Below are 21,617 nucleotides of genomic sequence, written 5' to 3' on the forward strand. Positions count from 1 at the left end.
TCCTGATCCTTAAGGAGAGTGTGTACGTGCACGGCAGACGAACTCGAGGAGCAGCCGGCCAGGGGCGCGGGGAACTGCGCGACCAGCCCAGGACGCCCCGCAGTCCCCGGCCCGCCTCGCGGGGCAGACGCGGCACGGGGGTCGGACCCCGGCCCGCCTCGCGGGGCTTACGCGGCACGGAAGGCCGGCACTCGGCCTCGCCGGGTCCGCGCCTCGCGGGACAGAGGGGCTGAAACCGGCGCCGGAGCCCCGCCGAGTCCCCCTCGGGGGCGGAGAAGGCGGCCGGTACGGGGGCTAGGCCCCCCACCCGGCCTGGGTGCCCCCGACCCGCTCGGCGGCGATCCGGTCCGCGTAGCCGGACCGGTGGTACGCGGCCACCGGGTCGGGGTCGAGCCCCAGCTCGGCGCGGACCTCGGCGAGCAGCGGCCGCACGTCCGTGTTGTACGCGTCCATCACCACCGCGTTGGCGGCGAGCACGTCCCCGCTCCGCTGGACCTCCGCGAGCGCGCCGCGGTCGACGAGGAGCGCCTTGGCGGTGGCCTCCTGCACGTTCATCACCGAACGGATGATCGCCGGGATCTTCGCCTCGATGTTGTGGCACTGGTCGAGCATGAACGCGACGTCCGGGGAGAAGCCGCCGCCGCGGATCACCTCGTACATGATCCGGAACAGCTGGAAGGGGTCGGCCGCGCCCACCATCAGGTCGTCGTCGGCGTAGAAGCGCGAGTTGAAGTCGAAGGCGCCGAGCTTGTCCTCGCGCAGCAGCGTGGCGACGATGAACTCGATGTTGGTGCCGGGCGCGTGGTGCCCGGTGTCGACCACGACCTGCGCCTTGGGGCCGAGCTTGAGGCAGTGCGCGTACGCCGTGCCCCAGTCGGGGACGTCCGTCGCGTAGAAGGCGGGCTCGAAGAACTTGTACTCCAGCAGCATCCGCTGGTGGTCGCCGAGCCGCGCGTAGACCTGCGCCAGCGCCTCGGCCAGCCGGTCCTGGCGCTCACGGAGGTCGTCCTGGCCGGGATAGTTCGTCCCGTCGGCGAACCACAGCTTCAGGTCCTGGGAGCCCGTCGCGTCCATGATGTCGACGCATTCGAGCAGGTGATCGACGGCCTTGCGGCGCACGGTCGCGTCCGGGTGGCAGACGGAGCCGAGCCGGTAGTCGTCGTCCTGGAAGGTGTTGGAGTTGATCGCGCCCAGCTTCACGCCGCGCTCCTCGGCGTGCTTCGCCAGCGCCGCGTAGTCGTCGACCTTGTCCCAGGGGATGTGCAGCGCGACGGTCGGGGCCGCGCCGGTGAACTCGTGCACCTTGGCGGCGTCGTCCAGCTTCTCCTGAGGGGTCCGGGGCACGCCCGGTTGCGCGAAGACTTTGAATCGGGTTCCCGAGTTCCCGTACGCCCACGACGGCGTCTCGACGGCCTGGGTCTTGAGCGCGGCCTTCACCGCGGCGAACTCGGTCACTTCGGGACTCCTACGACTTCGGATGGGAACGGCTTCTTCAACGGGCCGAACCGTGTCGCGACGGCTGTCCGGGACGGTTCCGAGGGACTTCCCGCAGGGCTTCCGGCGATGCTGCTCACCGGGCTTCCTGACCACAGCGTCTGAAACGATTCAGGAGCTGAAGCTATGAGCACCCCGAAGGGCTGTCAACCCCTCCGGCCGGGACCGTTCGCCGTGACCCTGTTGTGACACATGGCCGTCGAAGAATTTCGACACGAACCCATTGACGTGACCTGGGTGACCTGCCTAACGTCCCGGCAACCCAATTGAAACCTTTCACGACGCTGTGGGGGCCGTCCCGCCGACGTCGTCGAGGAGCCCCTCATGACCCACCCGTCCGACACGGGACCGGCCCCGGTGCTGGCGCTGAAGGACCTTTCGAAGTCCTTCGGCGCCGTGCGCGCCCTGCGGGACGTGTCCCTGGAACTGTTCCCCGGCGAGGTGCACGCGCTCGCCGGAGAGAACGGCGCGGGCAAGTCGACCCTCATCAAGACGCTCGCCGGCGTGCACCGACCGGACGCCGGCCAGGTGCTGCTGGACGGCGAACCCACCGTCTTCCACGGTCCCGCCGACGCCCGCGACGCGGGCATCGCGGTGATCTACCAGGAGCCCACGCTCTTCCCCGACCTCTCGATCGCCGAGAACATCTTCATGGGCCGTCAGCCCCGGCGGGCGCTCGGCCGCATCGACCACAAGGCGACCCACGCGGCGACCGCAGCCCTGATGAAGCGCCTCGGTGTCGAACTCGACCCCGAGCGCCCGGCACGCGGTCTGTCCATCGCCGACCAGCAGATCGTCGAGATCGCCAAGGCGCTCTCCTTCGACGCCCGCGTCCTGATCATGGACGAGCCGACCGCCGCCCTCACCGGCAGCGAGGTGGCCCGGCTGTTCGGCGTGGTCCGCACCCTGCGCGAGCAGGGCTCGGCGGTGCTGTTCATCTCGCACCGGCTGGAGGAGATCTTCCAGATCTGCCAGCACGTCACGACCCTGCGCGACGGGGCCCTGATCTCCAGCGAGCCGCTCGAGGGCATGACGGAGGACGACCTCGTCCGCCGGATGGTCGGCCGCGACCTCGACGAGCTCTACCCCAAGCAGGACGTCGAAGCGGGCGAAGTCGCCCTGAGCGTGCGCCGTCTGACCCGGGAGGGCGTCTTCACCGATGTCTCCTTCGACGTCCGGCGCGGCGAGATCGTCGGACTCGCCGGGCTCGTCGGCGCCGGACGCACGGAGGTCGCGCGCTCGGTGTTCGGTGTGGACCGCTGGGACGCCGGAGAGGTGGAGGTCGACGGCCACGCGCTGACGAACGGCGCCCCCTCCACCGCCATGGCCGCCGGGCTCGCCCTCGTCCCCGAGGACCGGCGCGCCCAGGGCCTGGTGATGGACATGTCCATCGAGCGCAACATCGGCCTGACCGGGCTGCGTACGACGGTCAGGGCGGGCCTGATGGACCGCGGCGCCGAGCGCAGCCGCTCCCTCGACTGGGCGGTCAAGCTCCAGGTGAAGTACGCCCGGATCGCCGACAGCGTCTCCACGCTCTCCGGCGGCAACCAGCAGAAGGTCGTCCTCGCCAAGTGGCTGGCCACCGGCCCCAAGGTGCTGATCGTCGACGAGCCGACGCGGGGCATCGACGTCGGCACCAAGGCCGAAGTGCACCGGCTGCTCAGCGAGCTGGCCGCCGACGGGGTCGCCGTCCTGATGATCTCCTCCGATCTGCCCGAGATCCTCGGCATGGCCGACCGCGTGCTCGTGATGCACGAGGGCCGGCTCGCCGCCGAGATCCCACGTTCCGAAGCCACCGAGGAATCCGTGATGGCCGCTGCCACCGGGAGGGCCGCCGCATGACGGTGACCGCGCCCACCCCCGCCCCCGCCACCGAGGTGCCCAAGTCGAGCGGCACCCGGCTGGTGGACCGCGTCTTCAAGATGCGCGAACTCGCCATCCTGGCCGTCTTCCTGGTGATGATCGCCATCACCCAGATGGGCAACAGCGAGTTCCTCTCCGAGCAGGGCATCAAGGACCTGCTGCTGAACGCGACCATCCTCGTGCTGGTCGCCACCGGCCAGTCCCTCGTCGTCATCACCCGCAACGTCGACCTGTCGGTCGGCTCGACGCTCGGCATCAGCGCCTTCGCGGCCGGCACCTATCTCCAGGGCGGCGGCAACCCCGTCGTCGCGGTGCTCCTCGCGGTCCTGCTAGGCATCGGCTGCGGACTGGTCAACGGACTGCTCGTCAGTCTCGGTCAGGTACCCGCCCTGGTCGTCACCCTCGGCACGCTCTACATCATCCGCGGCATCGACTCCATCTGGGTCGGTTCCCGCCAGATCACCGCGGCCGACCTGCCCGGCAGCTTCGTCGACTTCGGCTCCGGCGGCATCTCGGCGGTCCCGTATCTCGCCCTGATCGCCGTGGCCGTACTGGTGGTCACCGCGTACTACCTCAAGCACTTCGGCAGCGGCCGCGAGCTGTACGCGCTCGGCTCCAACCCCGAGGCCGCGCGCCTGGCCGGCATCCCGGTCCGCAACCGCCTCCTGACCGCGTACGTCGTCTGCGGCGGCCTCGCCGGACTGGCCGGCGCCCTGTACCTCGCCCGGTTCGGCAACGTCGACTCCGGCACCGGCACCGGCTACGAACTGACCGTCGTCAGCGCGGTCGTGGTCGGCGGTGTCGTCTTCACCGGCGGCTCGGGCAGCGTCTACGGAGCCGCGCTCGGCGCCCTGCTGCTCACCTCCATCAACAGCGTGCTGCCCGCGCTCGGCGTCAGCTCCGTCTGGGTGCTCGCCATCAACGGCATCCTGCTCATCCTCGCCATCGCGGTCGACCGGATCGTCGCGCTGCGCGTGGCCTCCGCCCTGAAGAAGAGGAACGCCCGCCATGGCTGACTCCGCTCTCGCGCGCGCCGTCCGCTGGGACACGGTCGTCGGCGCCCTCCTCATCGTCCTGCTGCTCTTCTCCTTCTCCTTCGTGGACGGCTTCGGCAACGCGCTCAACCTGTCGTTCCTGATCGGCAACACCCTGCCGATCGCGCTGATCGCCCTGCCGATGACCCTGCTCGTGGTGGCCGGCGAGATCGACCTGTCCGTCGCCTCCACGGCCGGCCTCTCCGGCTCGGTGATGGGCGCCCTGTGGAACCAGGGCATGTCGATCGAGACGATCATCCCGATCTGTCTGCTGCTCGGTGTGGTGTGCGGGCTGGTCAACGGCCTCCTGGTGACCCGGCTCGGGCTGCCGTCCCTCGCCGTCACCATCGGCACGCTCGCCGCCTACCGCGGCATCGCGCAGATCGTGCTCGGCTCCGACGCGGTCACCGACTTCCCCACCCAGTACCAGGACTTCGCGGCCGGACGCATCGGCGACACCTTCGTCCCGCAGGCCCTCCCGGCCTTCCTGGTCCTCCTCGCCGTCGCCGTCGTCGTGCTGCACGCCACCCCCTTCGGGCGGTCCGCGTTCGCGATCGGCGCCAACGAGGAAGCCGCCCGGTTCGCCGGCATCCGGGTCAAGCGGCAGAAACTGCTCCTGTTCGTCGCGACCGGCCTCATGGCCTCCCTGACCGGCGTCTTCTGGGCCCTGCACTACGCCAGCGCCCGCTATGACAACGCCAACGGGCTCGAACTCTCCGTCGTGGCCGCCGTCCTGCTCGGCGGGATCGACTTCGACGGCGGCAAGGGCACGCTCGGCGGCGCGATCGCGGGAGTCTTCCTGCTCGGCGCGCTGCAGAACGTGATGAGCCTCCTCAATGTCTCCGCGCAGTCGCAGATCGTCGTCACCGGCGTTCTGCTGGTCGTCTCCGTGCTCGGCCCCCGGGTCGCACGGCAGATCTCCGTAGCGAGGGCGGGCCGCAGAGCCGCCTCGACTCCGATCTCGTAACCGCTCCGCTCACCCCCGTAAAGGAACCCTCAGCCATGCGCAAGTCATCGATCCGCCGCACCTGTGCGGCGCTCGCCGCCGTCACCTCCCTCGCCCTGGCCGTATCCGCCTGCGGCGGCACCACCAAGGACGACGTCAAGGAGTCGGGCGGCTCCAACGCCGCCGCCGGCGGCAAGGCAGACCCGAACGCGGCCATTAAGAAGGGCCTCACCGTCGGCTTCCTGCCCAAGGCGGTCAACAACCCGTACTTCACCTCCGCGGACAAGGGCGGCGAGAAGGCGCTGACCGAACTGGGCTCGAAGTACAAGGAGGTCGGCACCAACAGCGCCACCGACACCAGCGGCCAGGTCAGTTACGTCAACACCCTCACCCAGCAGCAGGTCGATGCCATGGCGGTCTCGGCGCAGGACCCGGGCGCCCTGTGCACCGCGCTCAAGCAGGCCATGACGAACAAGATCAAGGTCGTCACCTACGACTCCGACACCAAGGCCGACTGCCGCAACGCGTTCGTCTCGCAGGCCAGCGCCGAGGACCTCGGCCGCACCGAGGTCCAGCTGCTCGCGGAGCAGATCGGCTACAAGGGCGAGATCGCGATCCTGTCCGCCGCGCAGACCGCGACGAACCAGAACACCTGGATCGACTTCATGAAGGAGGAGCTGAAGGACCCCAAGTACAAGGACATCAAGCTGGTCAAGGTCGCCTACGGCAACGACGAGGCCCAACTGTCCTTCCAGCAGACCCAGGGCCTGCTCCAGGAGCACCCCAAGCTCGCCGGGATCATCTCCCCGACCACCGTCGGCATCAAGGCGGCCGCGCAGTACCTGTCCGGTTCCAAGTACAAGGGCAAGGTCAAGCTGACCGGCCTCGGCACCCCCAACGACATGCGCAAGTACGTCAAGAACGGCACCGTCGAGGGCTTCGAGCTGTGGGACCCGGCGAAGCTCGGCGAGCTGGCCGCCCGCACCGCCGTGGCGCTGTCCTCGGGGCAGATCACCGGCAAGGAGGGCGAGACCTTCAAGGCCGGTGACATGGGCTCCTTCACCATCGGCAAGGACGGTGTCATCAACCTCGGCAAGCCGACCGTCTTCGACGCGAAGAACATCGACCAGTTCGACTTCTGACGGTCTCGGGTTCCGGCGTTCTGGCGGTCGGGTTCCGGCACTCCGACCGTCTCGTCGGCCCGACTCCCAGGCCCCGGAGGGTCATTGATGCAACGCGTGTGCTTTCTGCTGAAGGTCCGTGCGGACCGCCTCGACGAGTACCGCGAGCGGCACGCCGCCGTGTGGCCCGAGATGCTCGACGCGCTCTCGGCCACCGGCTGGCACAACTACTCGCTCTTTCTGCGCGAGGACGGCCTGCTGGTCGGTTACCTGGAGACCGAGGACTTCGCGGCCGCGCAGGCCGCCATGGAAGCCACCGACGTCAATGCCCGTTGGCAGGCGGAGATGGCGCCGTTCTTCACATCGCTGGACGGCGCCAGACCCGACGAGGCCATGAAGCCCCTCACCGAGGTGTTCCACCTCGCCTGACCCGCCCGCAGCCCGATCAAGGAGCCCGTAGATGAGACGACGCACCGTGCTGACGACGGCCCTGCTGGGCGCCGTGGCAGGCCCCGCCCTCACCGCGGGGACGGCGCGGGCGGCCGACCCCGGCCCCTCCGTCACCCTGTCCGGCACCACCCAACTCGACTCCCAGGCCCTCTACTTCGTCTCCTATGACGGTCTGGTCAACAACAACTCGTTCCAGAAGAACGGCCTGTTGACCTACCGCGGCTATCAGTACGCGGCCTGGTACACCGCGGACCGCAGCGCGGTCGTCGCCCGCCGCGCGCTCGGCGCCACCACCTGGTCCAAGGTCACGCTCGCCCACAAGCTCAAGAGCAGCGACTCCCACAACGTCATCTCCATGGGCGTCTCCAGGACCGACGGCCGGCTGCATCTGAACATGGACTCGCACAGCGACGGCTTCTTCTACGTGAAATCGGTGGCCGGGCTGCTCGACAACGCCGCGTCGACGGCCTGGACCTCGGCCGTCCTCGGGACCGTCCGGACCTCCCTGGACGGACTCGCCCTCACCACGCAGTTCACCTACCCGCAGTTCGTCGCGACCCCGTCCGGCGGACTCCAGCTCAGCTACCGCGTCGGCGTCTCCGGGAACGGACGCAACGCCCTCGCCGAGTACAACGGTTCGGCCTGGTCCGCTCTCGGCGAGTGGTCCGCCTCGACAGGGACGTACACCAGCTCGCACGGGTCCAGCACGGCCCGCAACATGTACCTGCACGGCATCGACTACGACGTCAACGGCCGGCTGCACTCCTTCTTCACCTGGCGCGAGCAGAACGCCGCCGTGATGTGCAACGCCGGCGGCATCACCAACCACGACACCGGCTACGTCTACTCCACCGACCGGGGCCGCAGCTGGCGCAACGACGCGGGGACCCTCGTGGGCACCACCGGCGGCTCCGGCACCGTCGCCGTCACCGACGCCGGACTCGTCGTCGACTCCCTCGACCCCGACCACTCCCTGATGAACCAGGAGAGCCAGGCCACCGACTCGGCGGGCCTCCCGCACGCGATCATCAGCTATGTGCCCGGGCGCTTCGGACAGTGCACCACCAACTACGTGACGGACCGCACGGCCAACGGCCGGGCCTTCCATCTGCGCAAGAACGCCTCGGGCGGCTGGACCAAGACCGAGATCCCGATCGCGCTGAACTCCAGCCAGCGCACCAGGCTGGTCCTGGACCGGTACGACAACGCCTACGCGATCCTGCCGTTCGGGCGGATCGCCGGCGCTTCGAAGTCCTCCGGACACACCGACTGGAAGCTCCTGTTCGACGGCAGCGGCCTGAACGCCTTCGGCGAGGTCGTGATCGACGAGACGCGCGTCTCGCAGGACGGAACGCTGTCCGTGATGTACCAGGAGAAGTCCAGCGGAACCACACCCTCGGCGCTGCGCGTCATCGATTTCCGGCTGCCCTCATGACCACTGGTTCCGGCCCGCTCGCGGGTAATGTGAGGGCCTGCCCGCCGCTTCTCGTTCTTCTCCTGGAGGTTCCCGCCTGATGGCCCAGTCGGTGGGTATCAAGGACGTCGCCCGTGCCGCCGGAGTCTCCGTCGGCACGGTCTCGAACGTGATCAACCGCCCCGACTCGGTGGCCTCCGAGACGAGGGCGCGCGTCCTCTCCGCCATCGACCGGCTCGGCTATGTGCGCAGCGAGTCGGCACGCCAACTGCGGGCCGGGAGCAGCCGGATCATGGGGCTTCTCGTCCTCGACATGGGAAACCCGTTCTTCGTGGACGTCGCGCGCGGCGCCGAGCGCGCCGCACGGGACGCCGGACTCGGGGTGATGGTCTGCAACAGCGCGCAGAGCCCGAGCGAGGAGGCGGACTACCTGTCGCTCTTCGCCGAGCAGCGGGTGCGCGGGGTGCTGCTGACACCGTCCGACGCGAGCGGGCGCAACATCGAGGCGTTCCGCCGCAACGGCATCCCGTTCGTGCTGGTCGACCGGGTCGCCGAGGGCACCACCGAGTGCTCGGTCTCGGTCGACGACGTGGCGGGCGGCGCCCTCGCCGTCCGGCACCTCGTGGACGCGGGACACCGTTCGATCGCGTACGTCAGCGGTCCGCCCGGCCTCAGCCAGGTCAGGGACCGCCGCACGGGCGCGCTGAACGCCCTGGCCGAGGCGGGGCTCGGCCCGGGCAGTCTGCGCGAGCTGCCGACCGAACGCCTCGACGTGGCCGCCGGGCGCGACGCCGGCGCCCGGCTCCTCGGCCTCGCCGAGCGCCCCACCGCCGTCTTCTGCGCCAACGACCTGCTCGCGCTCGGCGTACTGCAGGCCATGTACGCGGCAGGCGTCGGCGTCCCCGACGACCTCGCGATCGTCGGCTACGACGACATCGAGTTCGCCGCCGCCGCGGCCGTCCCGCTCACCTCCGTGCGCCAGCCCGCCGTGACCATGGGCGCCCTCGCGGCCGAGCTGCTCCTGGAGGAGATCGACTCCGAGACCGCGCCCGCACCGCACGAACACCGGCGCGTCGTGCTCCAGCCGGAACTGGTGGTGCGCCACTCCAGCCTCGCGGCGCGCTGAGCGGCGGTTCAGTTCCCCGCCACCTGCCTGCTGAGTCACTGTTCAGTTCATTTTCTTGATCCCCGGGCCGCGAAGCCCGGGGTGCATGTGCTCAACTGGGACGCAGTCTGGAATCCGTACGTCTCGGGAGCCCTGTTGACCGTCAGCTACCGCCAGCCCGGTGTCGTCCTCACCGACCACCGCTTCACCGTGCCTCTGGACCACGACTCCCCGGCCGGGGAGACCATCGAACTGTTCGCCCGCGAGGTCGTCGCGAGCGACAAGGCGCATCAGGACCTGCCCTGGATGGTCTACCTCCAGGGCGGCCCCGGGTTCGGGGCGAATCGTTTCGTCGGCCGGCAGGCCTGGCTCGACCGGGCCCTGAAGGACTTCCGTGTCCTGCTGCTGGACCAGCGCGGCACCGGACACTCCACGCCCGCCAACCGGCAGACCCTCCCGCTGCGCGGCGGCCCCCGCGAGCAGGCCGACTACCTCGCGCTCTTCCGCGCCGACTCCATCGTCCGGGACTGCGAGGCCATCCGGCCCGGACTCACCGGCGGAGCGCCCTGGACGGTCCTCGGCCAGAGCTTCGGCGGCTTCTGCACCGTGCACTACCTGTCCAGCGCCCCCGAAGGGCTGAGCGCGGCCGTCATCACCGGCGGCCTGCCCACCCTCGACGGACACGCCGACGACGTCTACCGCGCGGCGTACCCGCGCATCGAACGCAAGGTCGCCGCGCACTACGCGCGCTACCCGCAGGACGTCGAGCGCGCCCGCCGGATCGCGGAGTACCTGCTCCAGCACGAGCCGGTCCTGAGCGGCGGCTACCGTCTGACCGTCGAGGCGTTCCAGTCGCTGGGCATTCTCCTCGGCGGCAGCGAGGGCAGCCACCGGCTGCACTTCCTGCTGGAGGACGCCTTCGTCCGCACCCCGCACGGCCCGGCGCTCTCCGACGCCTTCCAGGAGGACGTCCAGGGGCTGCTCTCGTACGCCGGCCACCCGCTGTACGCGCTGGTCCACGAGGCCTGCTACGCCCAGGGCGGCCGCCCCACCGCCTGGTCCGCCGAACGCGTGCGCGCCGACTTCCCGCAGTTCGACGCGGCCAAGACCCTCGCGGACGACGGACCGCTGCTGTTCACCGGCGAGTCCGTGCACCCCTGGACCTTCGAGACCGACCCGGCGCTGCGCCCGCTGCGGGAGACCGCCGAGGAACTGGCCGCCCGCACCGACTGGGCGCCGCTGTACGACCCGGCCCGGCTCGCCGCGAACGAGGTACCGGTCGCGGCGGCCGTCTACCACGACGACATGTACGTCGATGCCGACCATTCCCTGCGCACCGCGCGTGCCGTCCGGGGCCTGCGCACCTGGGTGACCGACGAGTTCGAGCACGACGGTGTACGGGCCGGCGGCCCCCGCGTCCTGGACCGGCTGCTCGCGCTCACACGCGACGACGTCTGAGCCCTCCGCCGCCCCCGGCATCCGGGTCTTTCGACGTGCCCCCTCGGTATCCTGACGGTCTGTCAGAAAGCCGAGGGGGCACGGATGATCGACACCACGCGTACGGACATCCCGAAGGGCGAGGAGCGACTGCGCCTCGACACCGAGGGCGGTATCGGCTCCCTCACCCTCTGCCGTCCGGCGAAACTCAACGCGTGGAGCTGGGAGTCCACACGCCAACTCGGCCTCTTCGCCGACCGGATCCGCTTCGACCCGTCGATCCGGGTGGTCCTGCTGCGGGCCGAGGGGCGCGCCTTCTGCGCCGGGATCGACGTGACCGCCCCGGGCGGCGCGATCACCGGCCGATCGGGCGCCGAGCGGGCCCGCGCGTACTACGAGGGCATCCGCTGGGCCCACGAGCGCTTCGCCGCCTTCGCGCGGCTGCCGCAGCCCGTCGTCGCGGCCGTGCAGGGCTACTGCCTCGGCTTCGGGTTCGAACTCGCGCTGATGGCCGACATCAGGATCGCCTCCCAGGACGCCGTGTTCGCCCTGCCCGAGGCCCAGTTGGGGATCACGGTCGACGCCGGCGGGGACCTGCGCATCGCCCGCGAGGCGGGCGCCGGGTGGGCGAAGTTCCTCGCGCTGACCGGGAGACGGCTGGACGCCGCGACGGCCGAACGCCTGCATCTCGTCCAACTCGTCACCGAGGAAGGCGCATTGGACGACGCGGCCCGCGCCGTCGCCGCGGAGATCGCGGCGAACGGGCCGCTCGCCGTGCAAGGTGTCAAGCACGACATCGACGCCTACGCCGACGCCGGTCTCGGCGCGGCCCTCGACCGGACCGCCCTGTCGGCCGCGCTCACCCTGACCTCCGACGACGCGGGCGAGGGATACGCGGCCAAGAGCGCCCGCCGCGTGCCCCGCTTCGAGGGAAAGTGACCGCCGTGTTTTGATCGGTTCCTGTTCCGTACGACGAGGCAGGGGGACCGATGGACGACAGCGAACTCCTGGCGGACCGGTTCGAGGCGCACCGCGCGCATCTCAGAGCTGTGGCCTACCGCATGCTGGGATCGCTCAGCGAGGCGGACGACGCGGTCCAGGAGGCCTGGCTGAAGCTCGGCCGCGCCGACCCGGACGAGATCAGGAACCTGGGCGCCTGGCTGACCACCGTCGTGGGCCGGGTGTGCCTGGACATGCTCCGCTCACGCGCCGCGCGCCGCGAGGACCCCCTGGAACCCTCCGGCACCTTCGTCCCCGACCCCGTCGTCACCCCCCTGGACCGGATCGACCCCGAACAGGAGGTGCTGCTGGCCGACTCGGTCGGGCTGGCCCTCCTCGTGGTCCTGGAGGCGCTGGAGCCCGCGGAACGGCTCGCCTTCGTGCTGCACGACATGTTCGCGGTGCCCTTCGACGACATCGCGCCGATCGTGGGCCGCTCCCCGGCCGCCACCCGGCAGCTCGCGAGCCGGGCTCGCCGGCGCGTCAAGGGAAACGCCCCGGAGCCCGAGCGGGATGTCATCCGGCAGCGGAAGGTCCTCGACGCCTTCCTGGCTGCCTCGCGCGGCGGGGACTTCGAGGGCCTCGTCGCCGTCCTCGACCCCGATGTCGTGCTGCGCGCCGACGCGGGCCCGCTGGTCGGTGGCGCTGCGGCGTCCAAGCTGGTCCGCGGCGCGGCGGCGGTGGCCCGGCAGGCGCTCACCTTCGCGCGGTTCGCGGCGAGTTCACGGCTCGTCCAGGTCAACGGGGAGGCGGGCGTCGTCGCACTCGTCGACGGCCGGCCGATGTCGGTCATGGGCGTCACCGTCGCCGACGGCAGGATCGTCGCGATGCACATCCTGGCCGACCCCGACCGGCTCGCCCGGCTCGGCCTCGCGGAGGCGGGGGACTGACGGTCAGCCGGTGAAGGGACCGCGCCCCAGCTGGTCCCGCACCGTCGTGACCGGCGGGCCGACGAGCTCTCGGCGCTGCCAGTTCGCACCGTCCACCACGAGGGTGTGGCCGGTGATGAAGCGGGCGTAGGGGGACGCCAGGAAGGTGGCGGCCCAGCCGAGCTCGCGGGGCGCGCCGACGCGCAGGGCGGGCTGGCGCGGGTCGTGCGCGTGACGCGCCGCGCCGGCCGGCCCGTTCTCGCCCTCGGCGCTGCCCCCGCTGTCCCCTCCGCCCCCGCTGTCCCCGCTGCCCGTGGTGGCCGCGCGGGCCGAGGCCCGGGCCAGGTTGCCGCGGATGTCGTCCGTCATGTCCTCGTGCGGCATCAGCCCGGGCACCAGACCGTTGACCTGGATGCCGTACGGGCCCCACTCCACGGCCAGCGTCCGGACGAGGCTCTCCACGCCCGCCTTGGCCGCCGCGCTGTGCGCGAAACCGGGACCGCCCGTCCAGGCGTAGGACGCGCCCACGTCGATGACCGATCCCGGTGTACCGGCGGTCAGATGCCGCCGCCCGAACTCACGGGTCATCAGAAAGGTGCCGGTGAGGGTGATGTCGACGACCGCCTGCCAGGCATTGGGGGACATGTCCTCAGTGGGGACGGGGAAGTTGGCCGCCGCGTTGTTGACCAGCACGTCGGGCAGCGCACTCTCGTCGAACACCTCCGAGATGCGCTTCGGGTCCCGGATGTCGCAGACGGCGGACGTCACCCGGGTGCCCAGCTTCGCCAACTCCGCGCGGGCGGCCGCGAGATGCCGCTCGCGACGGCTGACGATCAGCAGATCGGCGCCCAGCCGGGCGAATTCCGCCGCGATCGCCCTCCCGAGCCCGGTACCGCCACCGGTGACCAGCACCAGCGAGCCGTCGTACGTCCCGGCCGGCAGGGCGCTCGCGCCCAGCGGGGGAGGAGCGGGGAGGCCGGGGAGCGCTGTGGAATCCATCCCTGGATTTTCGCAGGGAATCCCGGCCTTCAGGCGGGGCCGGAACGCGATCCGGCCGGTGCGCTCCGCGCGCGTTCCGCCGCCTTCACACAACCCTTCGTACACCTCGTGAGTCACATCTCCGAGAGCCATCGCTCTCAACACCCCCTTCGACTACGGGAGTTCCACCGTGCGTGCACGCACCCTGGCCGCCACCGCCGCCGCAGCAACCCTCACCGCCGTCGGCCTGACCCTGCCACTCGCCGGGAGCGCCGCGGCCGCAACGACTCCGCGGTTCGACTTCAACGGCGACGGATACGCGGACATCGCGGTCGGCATGCCCAACGCCACGGTGAACGGCAAGGCCAAGGCCGGCTATGTCAGCGTGATCTACGGCGGCCCGCAGAGCCCGTACCAGTCCACCGGCGTCATCAGCCAGGCCGAGGCCGGCATACCCGGCACGCCCGAGGCGGGCGACCGCTTCGGCTCCTCCGTGGCACCCGTCGACGTGAACGGCGACGGCGTCTTCGAGCTTGTCGTCGGCGCGAGCGGCGAGTCGCTCACCTCCGACCAGCTCAAGGACGAGGGCACCATCACCGTCCTGGACGGCTCGCAGTGGAACGCCAAGGGCTTCACCGTGGCCAGGGGCACGTCCGAGTACAGCAGCATCGGCCGCACCATCGCCACGGGCGACTACGACGGCGACGGCGACACCGACCTCGCGTACGGCGAGAACGGCGAGGAGCACGGCGCGCTCCGGTTCCGCCCGGGCCCTCTCACCGCCGACCCGGTGACCACCACCACCCTGCGCCGCTACGGCATGGGCGGCGCCACCCGCGACCTGGCCACCGGCGACTTCGACGGCGACGGCCGGGACGACCTCGCCGCCACCTGGCAGGGTCTGGAGGACTCCAGCACCTTCATCACGCGCTGGGACGACCGGGCCGAGCCGGCCCAGTGGTACGCCGACGCCGACCGGGGCAGCTCGCTCGCCGCCGCCGACTTCGACCGGGACGGCACGGACGACCTCGCGGTCGGCCTCGTACAGCCCAACCCCGAGTCGGAGACCACGCATTGCGAGGACCGGCTCGGCGGTGCGGTGCTCCTGCTCAAGGGCTCGAAGACCGCGAACTTCGGCACGGAGAGCGAGTGCATCACCCAGTCGAACCCGGAGGTCGGCGGCACCGCCGAGGAGGGCGACGACTTCGGCGCCGCGCTGGCCGCGGGCGACCTGAACGGCGACAGCCGTCCGGAACTGGTGATCGGCGTGCCCGGCGAGGACGTGGGCACCGTCAAGGACGCGGGCGGGTTCGTCACCATGAACGGCACGGAGCACGGCCTCTACGGCGGTCTGGCTCGCAGCCAGAGCACCACGAACATGCCCGGCACGGCCGAGGCCGGCGACCGCTTCGGCGCCCGGGTGGCCGTCGGCGACTACAACCGCGACGGACTGTGGGACACCGCGGTGAGCGCGCCCGGGGAGAACGCCGGTGAGCCCACGTCGGGTGGCGTCTGGTTCGTGCCGAGCAGCACCGAGGAGACGTACCCGCAGGGCAAGTCGCTGACCCCCTTCGGCTTCGCGCTGCCCCACGGGGCCATCAAGTACGGCGAGGTGCTGGGGCTTTAGAGGCAATGAGCCTTTTCCAACCTGCCGATGGTGTCCGCGTGTTGGTGAGCCGAGGCGCGATAGGTGTCACCAAGGCAGGCTTGTTGTCACTTCGCGTCGGAGCCTGGCTGTGCCAGGGGCGCGGTTCCGGCAACGCCGGTGCAGGCCAGTCACCTCGTACCGCACGATGTGTCGGGAGCTGATGGCAGACCGGACGCTGTCCCCGAGATCCAGCACGGTGTCCCGGCGTTCACCGCTGTCGGTCACAGGGCAGTGGCGGCGCGGACCAGCCCCGCGACCGCCGTTGAGCGGCTGTGTGGGGGCCAGGCGATGACCGTGGTGACGTGGGGGGCGTCGGGGACCGGTACGGCGGTGAGGTCCTCGCGCAGGCCGGTGCGGCCCGACTCCGGCACGACCGCGCAGGCGCGGCCGAGGGCGATGAGCTGGGTGAGTTGCGTGTGGTCGCGCACCTGCGGTCCGGGGCCGTCCGGGAAGGTGCCGTCAGGGCGAGGCCAGCGGGGCAGGGGCAGGTCGGGAAGGTCGGTGATCTCGGCGAGCCGCACGTGGGGGCGGGCGCTGAGAGGGTGGCCCGCCGGGAGGATCGCGACCTGACCCTCGGAGTGCAGGTCCTCGGTGTCGAAGCCGGCCGTGTCGTCGAACGGCCGATGCAGCAGGGCTACGTCGGCCCGGCCGTCGTGCAGCAACCGTGCCTGCTCGCCCGGCCCGCACAGCACGACGTCCACGGCGACGGCGCCGGGCTCGGCGGCGTAGGCGTCGAGGAGTTTCGCCAGCAGTTCACCGGAGGCGCCCGCCTTCGCGGCCAGGACCACGGCGGGGCGGCCGGTCGCCGCGAGGGCGGCCCGGCGGGTGCGCCGTTCGGCGGCCTCGACGGCGTCCAGCGCCGCCCGCGCCTCCCGGAGCAGCACCGCCCCTGCCCCGGTCAGGGCGACACCCCGGCTGCCGCGCTCCAGCAGGAGGGTGCCCAGGCGCCGTTCGAGCCCGCCGATCGCCCGCGACAGCGGGGGTTGGGCGATCCCGAGCCGCTGCGCGGCCCGGCCGAAGTGCAGCTCTTCGGCGACCGCGACGAAGTACCGCAGCTCACGTGTCTCCACCCCGCCAGCCTAGCCGGACCGGCCAGGAGCGATACCCGGGCGGTATCGCCGTCCACCCAGTCGGTCTTGGACGCCCTGCCCGGAGGGGGAGAAGTATCGATGTCATGAGTGAGACGAACACCGTGAACCACCACAAGGTCGCGCTGGTGACCGGGGCCAACAAGGGCATCGGGTACGAGATCGCCGCCGGGCTCGGCGCCCTCGGCTGGTCCGTCGGAATCGGCGCACGGAACGAGGAGCGGCGCGAGGCCGCTGTGGACAAGCTGCGCGCGGCCGGAGCCGACGCGTTCGGCGTGCCGCTGGATGTGACCGACGACGCCGGCGTGACCGCGGCGGCTCGGCTGATGGAGGAGCGGGCCGGGCGGCTCGACGCGCTCGTCAACAATGCGGGGATCACCGGCGGCGGACCGCAGGAGCCCACCACGGTCGACGTGAACCGGGTACGGGCGGCCGTGGAGACCAACGTGATCGGCGTCATCCGCGTCACCAACGCCCTGCTCCCTCTGCTGCGCCGCTCACCGTCGCCGCGGATCGTGAACGTCTCCAGCAGCGTCGGCTCCCTCACACTCCAGACCACGCCTGGCGCCGAGACGGGCCCCATCGCCATCGCCTACGCTCCGTCGAAGACGTTCCTCAACGCCGTCACCGTGCAGTACGCCAGGGAACTGGCCGACACCCACATCCTGATCAACGCCGTCTGCCCCGGCTTCACGGCGACCGACCTCAACGGCTTCCGGGGAGTGCGCACCCCCCAGCAGGGCGCAGCCGCCGCGATCCGGCTGGCCACCGTATCGGCCGACGGGCCGACGGGCCGCTTCTTCGACGACGAGGGAGAGGTGCCCTGGTGACGCGCTTCCGGTTCGCGCCACCCCGGGGAGAAGGCGCATACGCGTCCTCGTGACCGGCGCCGTCACGCCATGCCGGTACGGCCGTCGAGCCCGAGCCGCCGGCGGACCACGAGGTCAGGGATCGAAAGGCACCGAGCGTCTGTGACAAGCAGCCTGCCTTCCAGGTGACAACCAGGCTGCTTCGGCCCGGCCCTTCTGCCGGCCTTTTCGGCTCCGCCGGTGACAACTATCGAGCCTCGGCACAGTTGGACGGTTCAGCGAAGCGGCGAAGCTCCTGGTAGACGGGTTCTCAACCAAGATCACCCGTACCGCCAGGAGCTTCGCGTGCTTGTTCACCCGTCGTCGATCGACCTGTCCAGTCGCGCTCTGCGGTACCTGACCGGGCAGCTCGCAGGCCGCCGCAGGGAGATCGGTACCCGGTGGCGGCGGCAGGCGGCCGGGCGTCAAGCCCTGCTCGCCCTGGCCCACCGGCGGTGCGGTGACACCTATGCCCAGCTCGCTGCCGGGTTCAGCATCGGGATCGCGACGGTCTACCGCTACATACGCGAGGCTGTCGAGGTTCTGACCACACTGGCTCCCACCCTGGCCGAGGCGATGACGACGGCCCGGACGAAGGCGTTTGTCATCCTGGACGGCACGCTGCTGCCGATCGACCGGATCGCCGCCGACACCCCGTACTACTCCGGGAAACACAAACGCCACGGCATGAACGTGCAGGTCCTCGCCGATCCGTTCGGACGTCTGCTGTGGGCCTTGACCTCAGCGATCACATCCTGGCCGACCGGCGGCACCTTTCGCTGTCGGGGCGTCAACTCGACCCATCCCGCTGAATGGCCAGGGCTAAGCGACCGTGAGCACGATCTTGCCCTGGAGATGCCCTCGGGCAGCGCGTTCGTGAGCGGCTCGCGCGTCCGCGAGCTCGAACATACTGTCGATCGCGACTCGGACCGTTTTTGCGTCGAGTAGGCGTCCCAGTTCGGCAAGCTGCGTGCTGTTCGAGCGGACCTGGGTGCCGGTGACGGTGACGCCAAGCTTGGCCGTCTCCTCTTCGTCGAATTCGCCGAAGAACACCGGGAATTGAGAGCCACCGCGCTTGAGCGTGCGCAGGAAGCGCTTGCTGTGGGGGCCACCGACGGCGTCGACGACGAGGTCGACGTCGTTCACGAGTGCCTCGGGACGGTTCTTGGTGTAGTCGATGAATTCGTCGGCGCCCAGCTCCTTCAGGAACGCTTCATGCGCGCCTGATGCCACCGCGATGACGCGTGCACCCTTCCATTTCGCAAGTTGTAGCGGTGGATCAGCGCGCGGCGTCAGATGCGGTGCATCGCAAGGCGGAGGGTCGTCCTCATAGTGGGCGTATTCGGGCGATCCGACAACGCGGCGAGATGCCGTAGCTGTCGTCGCGCGCCCTCCGGCGATGTCCCCTCCCCGCGCGGCCGCCGTCGCCCCGGTCCCCTCCGCCGCCCGGCCCCGCTCGCCGCGCCGGTTCGTGACCGCCGCCCTACGCTCGGGGCATGCAACGCCGCCCGATGCACATGTCTGCCGAGGCCCAGGACGCTCTGCGCACCGCGCTGGAGGAACTCCGCGCGGAGCTGAAGGTCCCCCTGAGCTTCCCCAAGCGCGTACTCAAAGCGGCCGACAAGGCCGCGGGTGAGGCGCGCTTGCCCGACAAGGACGCCACCCACCTGCCGTTCTTCACGATCGATCCGCCGACCTCGAAGGACCTCGACCAGGCCATGCACCTGGAACGGCGGCCCGGTGGCGGCTACCGCGTGTACTACGCCATCGCGGACGTGGCGACCTTCGTCAGGGCGGGCAGCCCTCTGGACATCGAGGCGCACGACAGGATCGAAACGCTGTACTTCCCCGACCTCAAGGTGCCCCTGCACCCGCCTGTCCTCTCCGAGGGCGCGGCCAGCCTGCTGCCGAACAAGGACCGCCCCGCCCTGTTGTGGCAGCACGACCTCGACGCCCACGGCAATCTGACCGACTCGTCCGTGAGCCGGGCCATGATCCGAAGCCGGGCCCAGCTCGACTACGCCGGCGCCCAGCAGGCCATCGAGAACGGCACGGCGGAGGAGTCCCTCGCCCTGCTGCGCGAGATCGGCGAGCTGCGGGAGGCCGTCGAAATCGCGCGCGGCGGCATCTCGGTGAATCTGCCGGACCAGGAGGTCACCCTCGAGGACGGATCGTTCCGGCTGCGCTACGTGGCGACGCTGCCGGTCGAGGGCTGGAACGAGCAGATCTCCCTCATGACCGGGATGTCCGCGGCCCAGATCATGCTCGACACGGGTACCGGCATCCTGCGGACCCAGAAGGAGCAGGCCGATCAGAACGTGATCAAGCGCCTGCACGACATCGCGAAGGCCCTGGGCATCGTCTGGCGGCCCGGCATCTCGTACGCCACGCTGGTCCGCAAGCTCGATCCCCAGAACCAGCAGCACATGGCCTTCCTCACCGAGGCCACGAGCACGATGCTCAAGGCGGAGTACACCGTCTTCCGCGACAACCAGAAGCCGGCGTACACGATGCACGCAGCGATCGCGGCCCCGTACACCCATTGCACGGCTCCGCTGCGGCGCCTGGTCGACCGGTACACCGGTGAGCTGTGCGTGATGGCGTGCGCGGACAAGGCCCCGCCGAACTGGGTGCTCGACGCCCTGTCCTGCATCCCGTGCGACACGGCACGGGGGAAGGGCGGCCTGGCGGACCGGCAGACCGTGGACCTGGTCGAGGCCGCGGTGCTCAAGGACCGCGTGGGCGAGGTGTTCGACGCCGCGGTCATCGACACCGACGCGGAGCGGGGCAGGCCGCGCGAGGGCAAAGTGTTCCTGGCCGACCCCGCCGTGCTGGCCAAGGTCGTCTCGACCAACGGCCTGGATCTCCAGCTCGGATCCAGCATCAGGGCCAGGCTCAAGCAGGCGGACCCCGCCGCGGACGAGGACAAGGTCCTCTTCACCGTGCCTTAAGGGGTGTCCCGTAAAGATCTTCTTCATGCGGGCGAAGACGTGCTCGACACGGGCTCGGACCTGTTTGTGGGTCCTGTTGTGGTCTTCTTTCCAAACTGGGAGCTCGGTCTGGCCGCGGTCGCGACGGTGCGGGATGACGAGTCCGGTTCCCGGGTAGCCGCCGTCGCGATCGTGAGGGTCTTGCCGACGGCAGCCTTGGCACCGGACTTCTCCCACGCCTTGCAGTCGTTGCGGTTCCCGGCGAGCGGTCGACCGACCACGACGACCAGGCGGGTGTCTGCGTCGATGACGACCTGATGGTTGGTGGAATACCGGTAGTTCTTCGATCGCTCGGCGATGGTGTGGTCGCGGGTGGGGACCAGGGTGCCGTCCACGATGAGAACGGTGTCCTTGGCGAACCGCTTGCGGGGCCGGAGCGCGAGCAGGGGGCCGAGGTGGTTGACGACTCGGCCAGCCGTGGACTTCGAGACGCCAAACAGCGGAGCGAGCTGCCTCAACGTCAGATTGGTACGCCAATAGGCCGTGACCAGCAACACCCGGTCCTCCAGCGGCAGGCTCCACGGCCGGCCTCGGTGGACCAGATCTGCTCCATCACGCCGCAGCGTGGTCAGCAGCTTGCCGAAGCAGCGCGGGCTCAGCCCCGCGAAACGGGGTTATCCAGGACGGCTCCGATGCCGTGATCACACTGGCCACAGCGTGATCATCACGCAGGACGACCCAACGCCGAGACAATCCCACAGCTACGCTGATCGGGGCAGTCCACGGTGAGCAAGACCCGGGGGAAACCGTGAACCAACCGCTGCTGTTCCTCGACGTGGACGGACCGCTCAACCCTTACGCGGCCCAGCCGGAGAGGCGCCCCGACGGCTACACCACACTCAGAGTTCCCCGGAACGACGCCCATGAGGACAACAGGGGCCTCTCGTCCCGACGACGCCCCCTACGTGTCTGGCTCAACCCGGAGCACGGACGAAGCCTGCTGCGGCTGGGCTTCGAGCTGTGCTGGGCCACCACATGGATGGACGACGCCAACCGGTGGATCGCACCGGTCCTCGGCCTTCCGGAACTACCCTTTGTCGACTTCGGCGACGCCCTGCTCCAAGAACGCCCTGATGGAGTCCACTGGAAGACCGGACCGTTGGTGAACTACGCCAACGGCCGTCCTTTCGCCTGGGTGGGCGACGAGCAGAGCGAGCTGGATCAGACGTACATGAGCGCCCACCACCAAGGGCCCGGGCTCCTGCACCACGTCAACCCACGGATCGGCCTACGGGAGAACGACTTCCGCGCACTCGCCGACTTCGCCCACTCCCTGGCCACCTCACGAACCACCGGCTGAGCACCTCACCCGCTCTTCAGGCTGCTCCATACT

General features: G+C 70.4%; 17 protein-coding genes and 3 pseudogenes. 15 read left to right on the forward strand and 5 right to left on the reverse strand.

Going from position 1 to position 21,617, the window contains the following annotated elements:
• Positions 1–294 precede the first annotated feature (294 nt).
• Positions 295–1,455 carry an L-rhamnose isomerase gene (gene rhaI, locus ACWD68_RS14950; protein WP_451806835.1) on the reverse strand — a complete coding sequence of 387 codons (1,161 nt, stop codon included), beginning with the start codon at positions 1,453–1,455 and terminating at the stop codon, positions 295–297.
• Between the two features lie 363 nt (positions 1,456–1,818).
• On the opposite strand from rhaI, the gene ACWD68_RS14955 reads away from it, so the two are divergent.
• From ACWD68_RS14955 to sigJ, 10 genes are all read left to right on the forward strand, one after another.
• On the forward strand, positions 1,819–3,336 hold the full coding sequence (locus ACWD68_RS14955; protein ID WP_451806836.1) for a sugar ABC transporter ATP-binding protein: 1,518 nt from the start codon (positions 1,819–1,821) through the stop codon (positions 3,334–3,336).
• The gene (locus ACWD68_RS14960) at positions 3,333–4,373 is read left to right on the forward strand and encodes an ABC transporter permease (RefSeq protein ID WP_451806837.1); all 1,041 of its coding nucleotides are present in this window, start codon (positions 3,333–3,335) and stop codon (positions 4,371–4,373) included. Before ACWD68_RS14955 ends, ACWD68_RS14960 begins: the two co-directional genes overlap by 4 nt.
• On the forward strand, positions 4,366–5,358 hold the full coding sequence (locus ACWD68_RS14965) for an ABC transporter permease (protein WP_451806838.1): 993 nt from the start codon (positions 4,366–4,368) through the stop codon (positions 5,356–5,358). Before ACWD68_RS14960 ends, ACWD68_RS14965 begins: the two co-directional genes overlap by 8 nt.
• A 35-nt stretch (positions 5,359–5,393) precedes the next feature.
• Positions 5,394–6,479 (forward strand): rhamnose ABC transporter substrate-binding protein, encoded by a 1,086-nt coding sequence (rhaS, locus tag ACWD68_RS14970; protein WP_451806839.1) that lies wholly within the window; start codon positions 5,394–5,396, stop codon positions 6,477–6,479.
• 87 nt (positions 6,480–6,566) lie between these two features.
• A complete protein-coding gene (locus ACWD68_RS14975) occupies positions 6,567–6,887 on the forward strand; it encodes an L-rhamnose mutarotase (RefSeq protein WP_266764286.1) in 321 nt (106 codons plus the stop codon).
• Positions 6,888–6,918: 31 nt separating this feature from the next.
• Positions 6,919–8,343, forward strand: a complete 1,425-nt coding sequence (locus tag ACWD68_RS14980; RefSeq protein WP_451806840.1) for a BNR repeat-containing protein — start codon at positions 6,919–6,921, stop codon at positions 8,341–8,343.
• Between the two features lie 79 nt (positions 8,344–8,422).
• Positions 8,423–9,448: a LacI family DNA-binding transcriptional regulator gene (locus ACWD68_RS14985; RefSeq protein WP_451806841.1), complete on the forward strand. Its 1,026-nt coding sequence runs from the start codon at positions 8,423–8,425 to the stop codon at positions 9,446–9,448.
• A gap of 135 nt (positions 9,449–9,583) precedes the next feature.
• Entirely contained in the window at positions 9,584–10,885 is a 1,302-nt protein-coding gene (locus ACWD68_RS14990; protein WP_451806842.1) for an alpha/beta fold hydrolase, read from the forward strand.
• 84 nt (positions 10,886–10,969) lie between these two features.
• On the forward strand, positions 10,970–11,803 hold the full coding sequence (locus tag ACWD68_RS14995; RefSeq protein WP_451806843.1) for an enoyl-CoA hydratase/isomerase family protein: 834 nt from the start codon (positions 10,970–10,972) through the stop codon (positions 11,801–11,803).
• 50 nt (positions 11,804–11,853) lie between these two features.
• Positions 11,854–12,753: an RNA polymerase sigma factor SigJ gene (gene sigJ, locus ACWD68_RS15000; RefSeq protein ID WP_451806844.1), complete on the forward strand. Its 900-nt coding sequence runs from the start codon at positions 11,854–11,856 to the stop codon at positions 12,751–12,753.
• Between the two features lie 3 nt (positions 12,754–12,756).
• Here the strand turns inward: sigJ and ACWD68_RS15005 are convergent, their stop codons facing one another.
• Positions 12,757–13,731 carry an SDR family oxidoreductase gene (locus ACWD68_RS15005; protein WP_451806845.1) on the reverse strand — a complete coding sequence of 325 codons (975 nt, stop codon included), beginning with the start codon at positions 13,729–13,731 and terminating at the stop codon, positions 12,757–12,759.
• A gap of 169 nt (positions 13,732–13,900) precedes the next feature.
• On the opposite strand from ACWD68_RS15005, the gene ACWD68_RS15010 reads away from it, so the two are divergent.
• Positions 13,901–15,337, forward strand: a complete 1,437-nt coding sequence (locus ACWD68_RS15010) for an FG-GAP repeat protein (protein WP_451806846.1) — start codon at positions 13,901–13,903, stop codon at positions 15,335–15,337.
• A 242-nt stretch (positions 15,338–15,579) separates the two neighbouring features.
• Here ACWD68_RS15010 and ACWD68_RS15015 read toward each other — a convergent pair whose 3' ends face one another.
• Positions 15,580–16,428 carry a LysR family transcriptional regulator gene (locus ACWD68_RS15015; protein ID WP_451806847.1) on the reverse strand — a complete coding sequence of 283 codons (849 nt, stop codon included), beginning with the start codon at positions 16,426–16,428 and terminating at the stop codon, positions 15,580–15,582.
• Between the two features lie 104 nt (positions 16,429–16,532).
• Here ACWD68_RS15015 and ACWD68_RS15020 point away from each other — a divergent pair, with 104 nt between their 5' ends.
• Together ACWD68_RS15020 and ACWD68_RS15025 are read left to right on the forward strand one after the other, a co-directional pair.
• The gene (locus ACWD68_RS15020; protein WP_451806848.1) at positions 16,533–17,276 is read left to right on the forward strand and encodes an SDR family oxidoreductase; all 744 of its coding nucleotides are present in this window, start codon (positions 16,533–16,535) and stop codon (positions 17,274–17,276) included.
• Between the two features lie 324 nt (positions 17,277–17,600).
• A pseudogene (locus ACWD68_RS15025) lies at positions 17,601–18,029 on the forward strand (transposase family protein); the annotation flags it as partial.
• 87 nt (positions 18,030–18,116) lie between these two features.
• On the opposite strand, the pseudogene ACWD68_RS15030 reads toward ACWD68_RS15025, so the two are convergent.
• Positions 18,117–18,566: pseudogene (locus ACWD68_RS15030) on the reverse strand (zinc-binding dehydrogenase); the annotation flags it as partial.
• Positions 18,567–18,790: 224 nt separating this feature from the next.
• Between ACWD68_RS15030 and ACWD68_RS15035 the strand changes: the two are divergent.
• Positions 18,791–20,245, forward strand: coding sequence for an RNB domain-containing ribonuclease (locus ACWD68_RS15035; protein ID WP_451806849.1), 1,455 nt, complete (start codon positions 18,791–18,793; stop codon positions 20,243–20,245).
• A gap of 21 nt (positions 20,246–20,266) precedes the next feature.
• On the opposite strand, the pseudogene ACWD68_RS15040 reads toward ACWD68_RS15035, so the two are convergent.
• Positions 20,267–20,938 (reverse strand): annotated as a pseudogene (locus ACWD68_RS15040) (transposase family protein); the annotation flags it as partial.
• A 94-nt stretch (positions 20,939–21,032) separates the two neighbouring features.
• Between ACWD68_RS15040 and ACWD68_RS15045 the strand changes: the two are divergent.
• Complete coding sequence (locus ACWD68_RS15045) at positions 21,033–21,584, forward strand: hypothetical protein (protein ID WP_451806850.1); 552 nt, start codon at positions 21,033–21,035, stop codon at positions 21,582–21,584.
• Positions 21,585–21,617 lie beyond the last annotated feature (33 nt).

This window comes from Streptomyces sp. NPDC005141, from assembly GCF_053599975.1.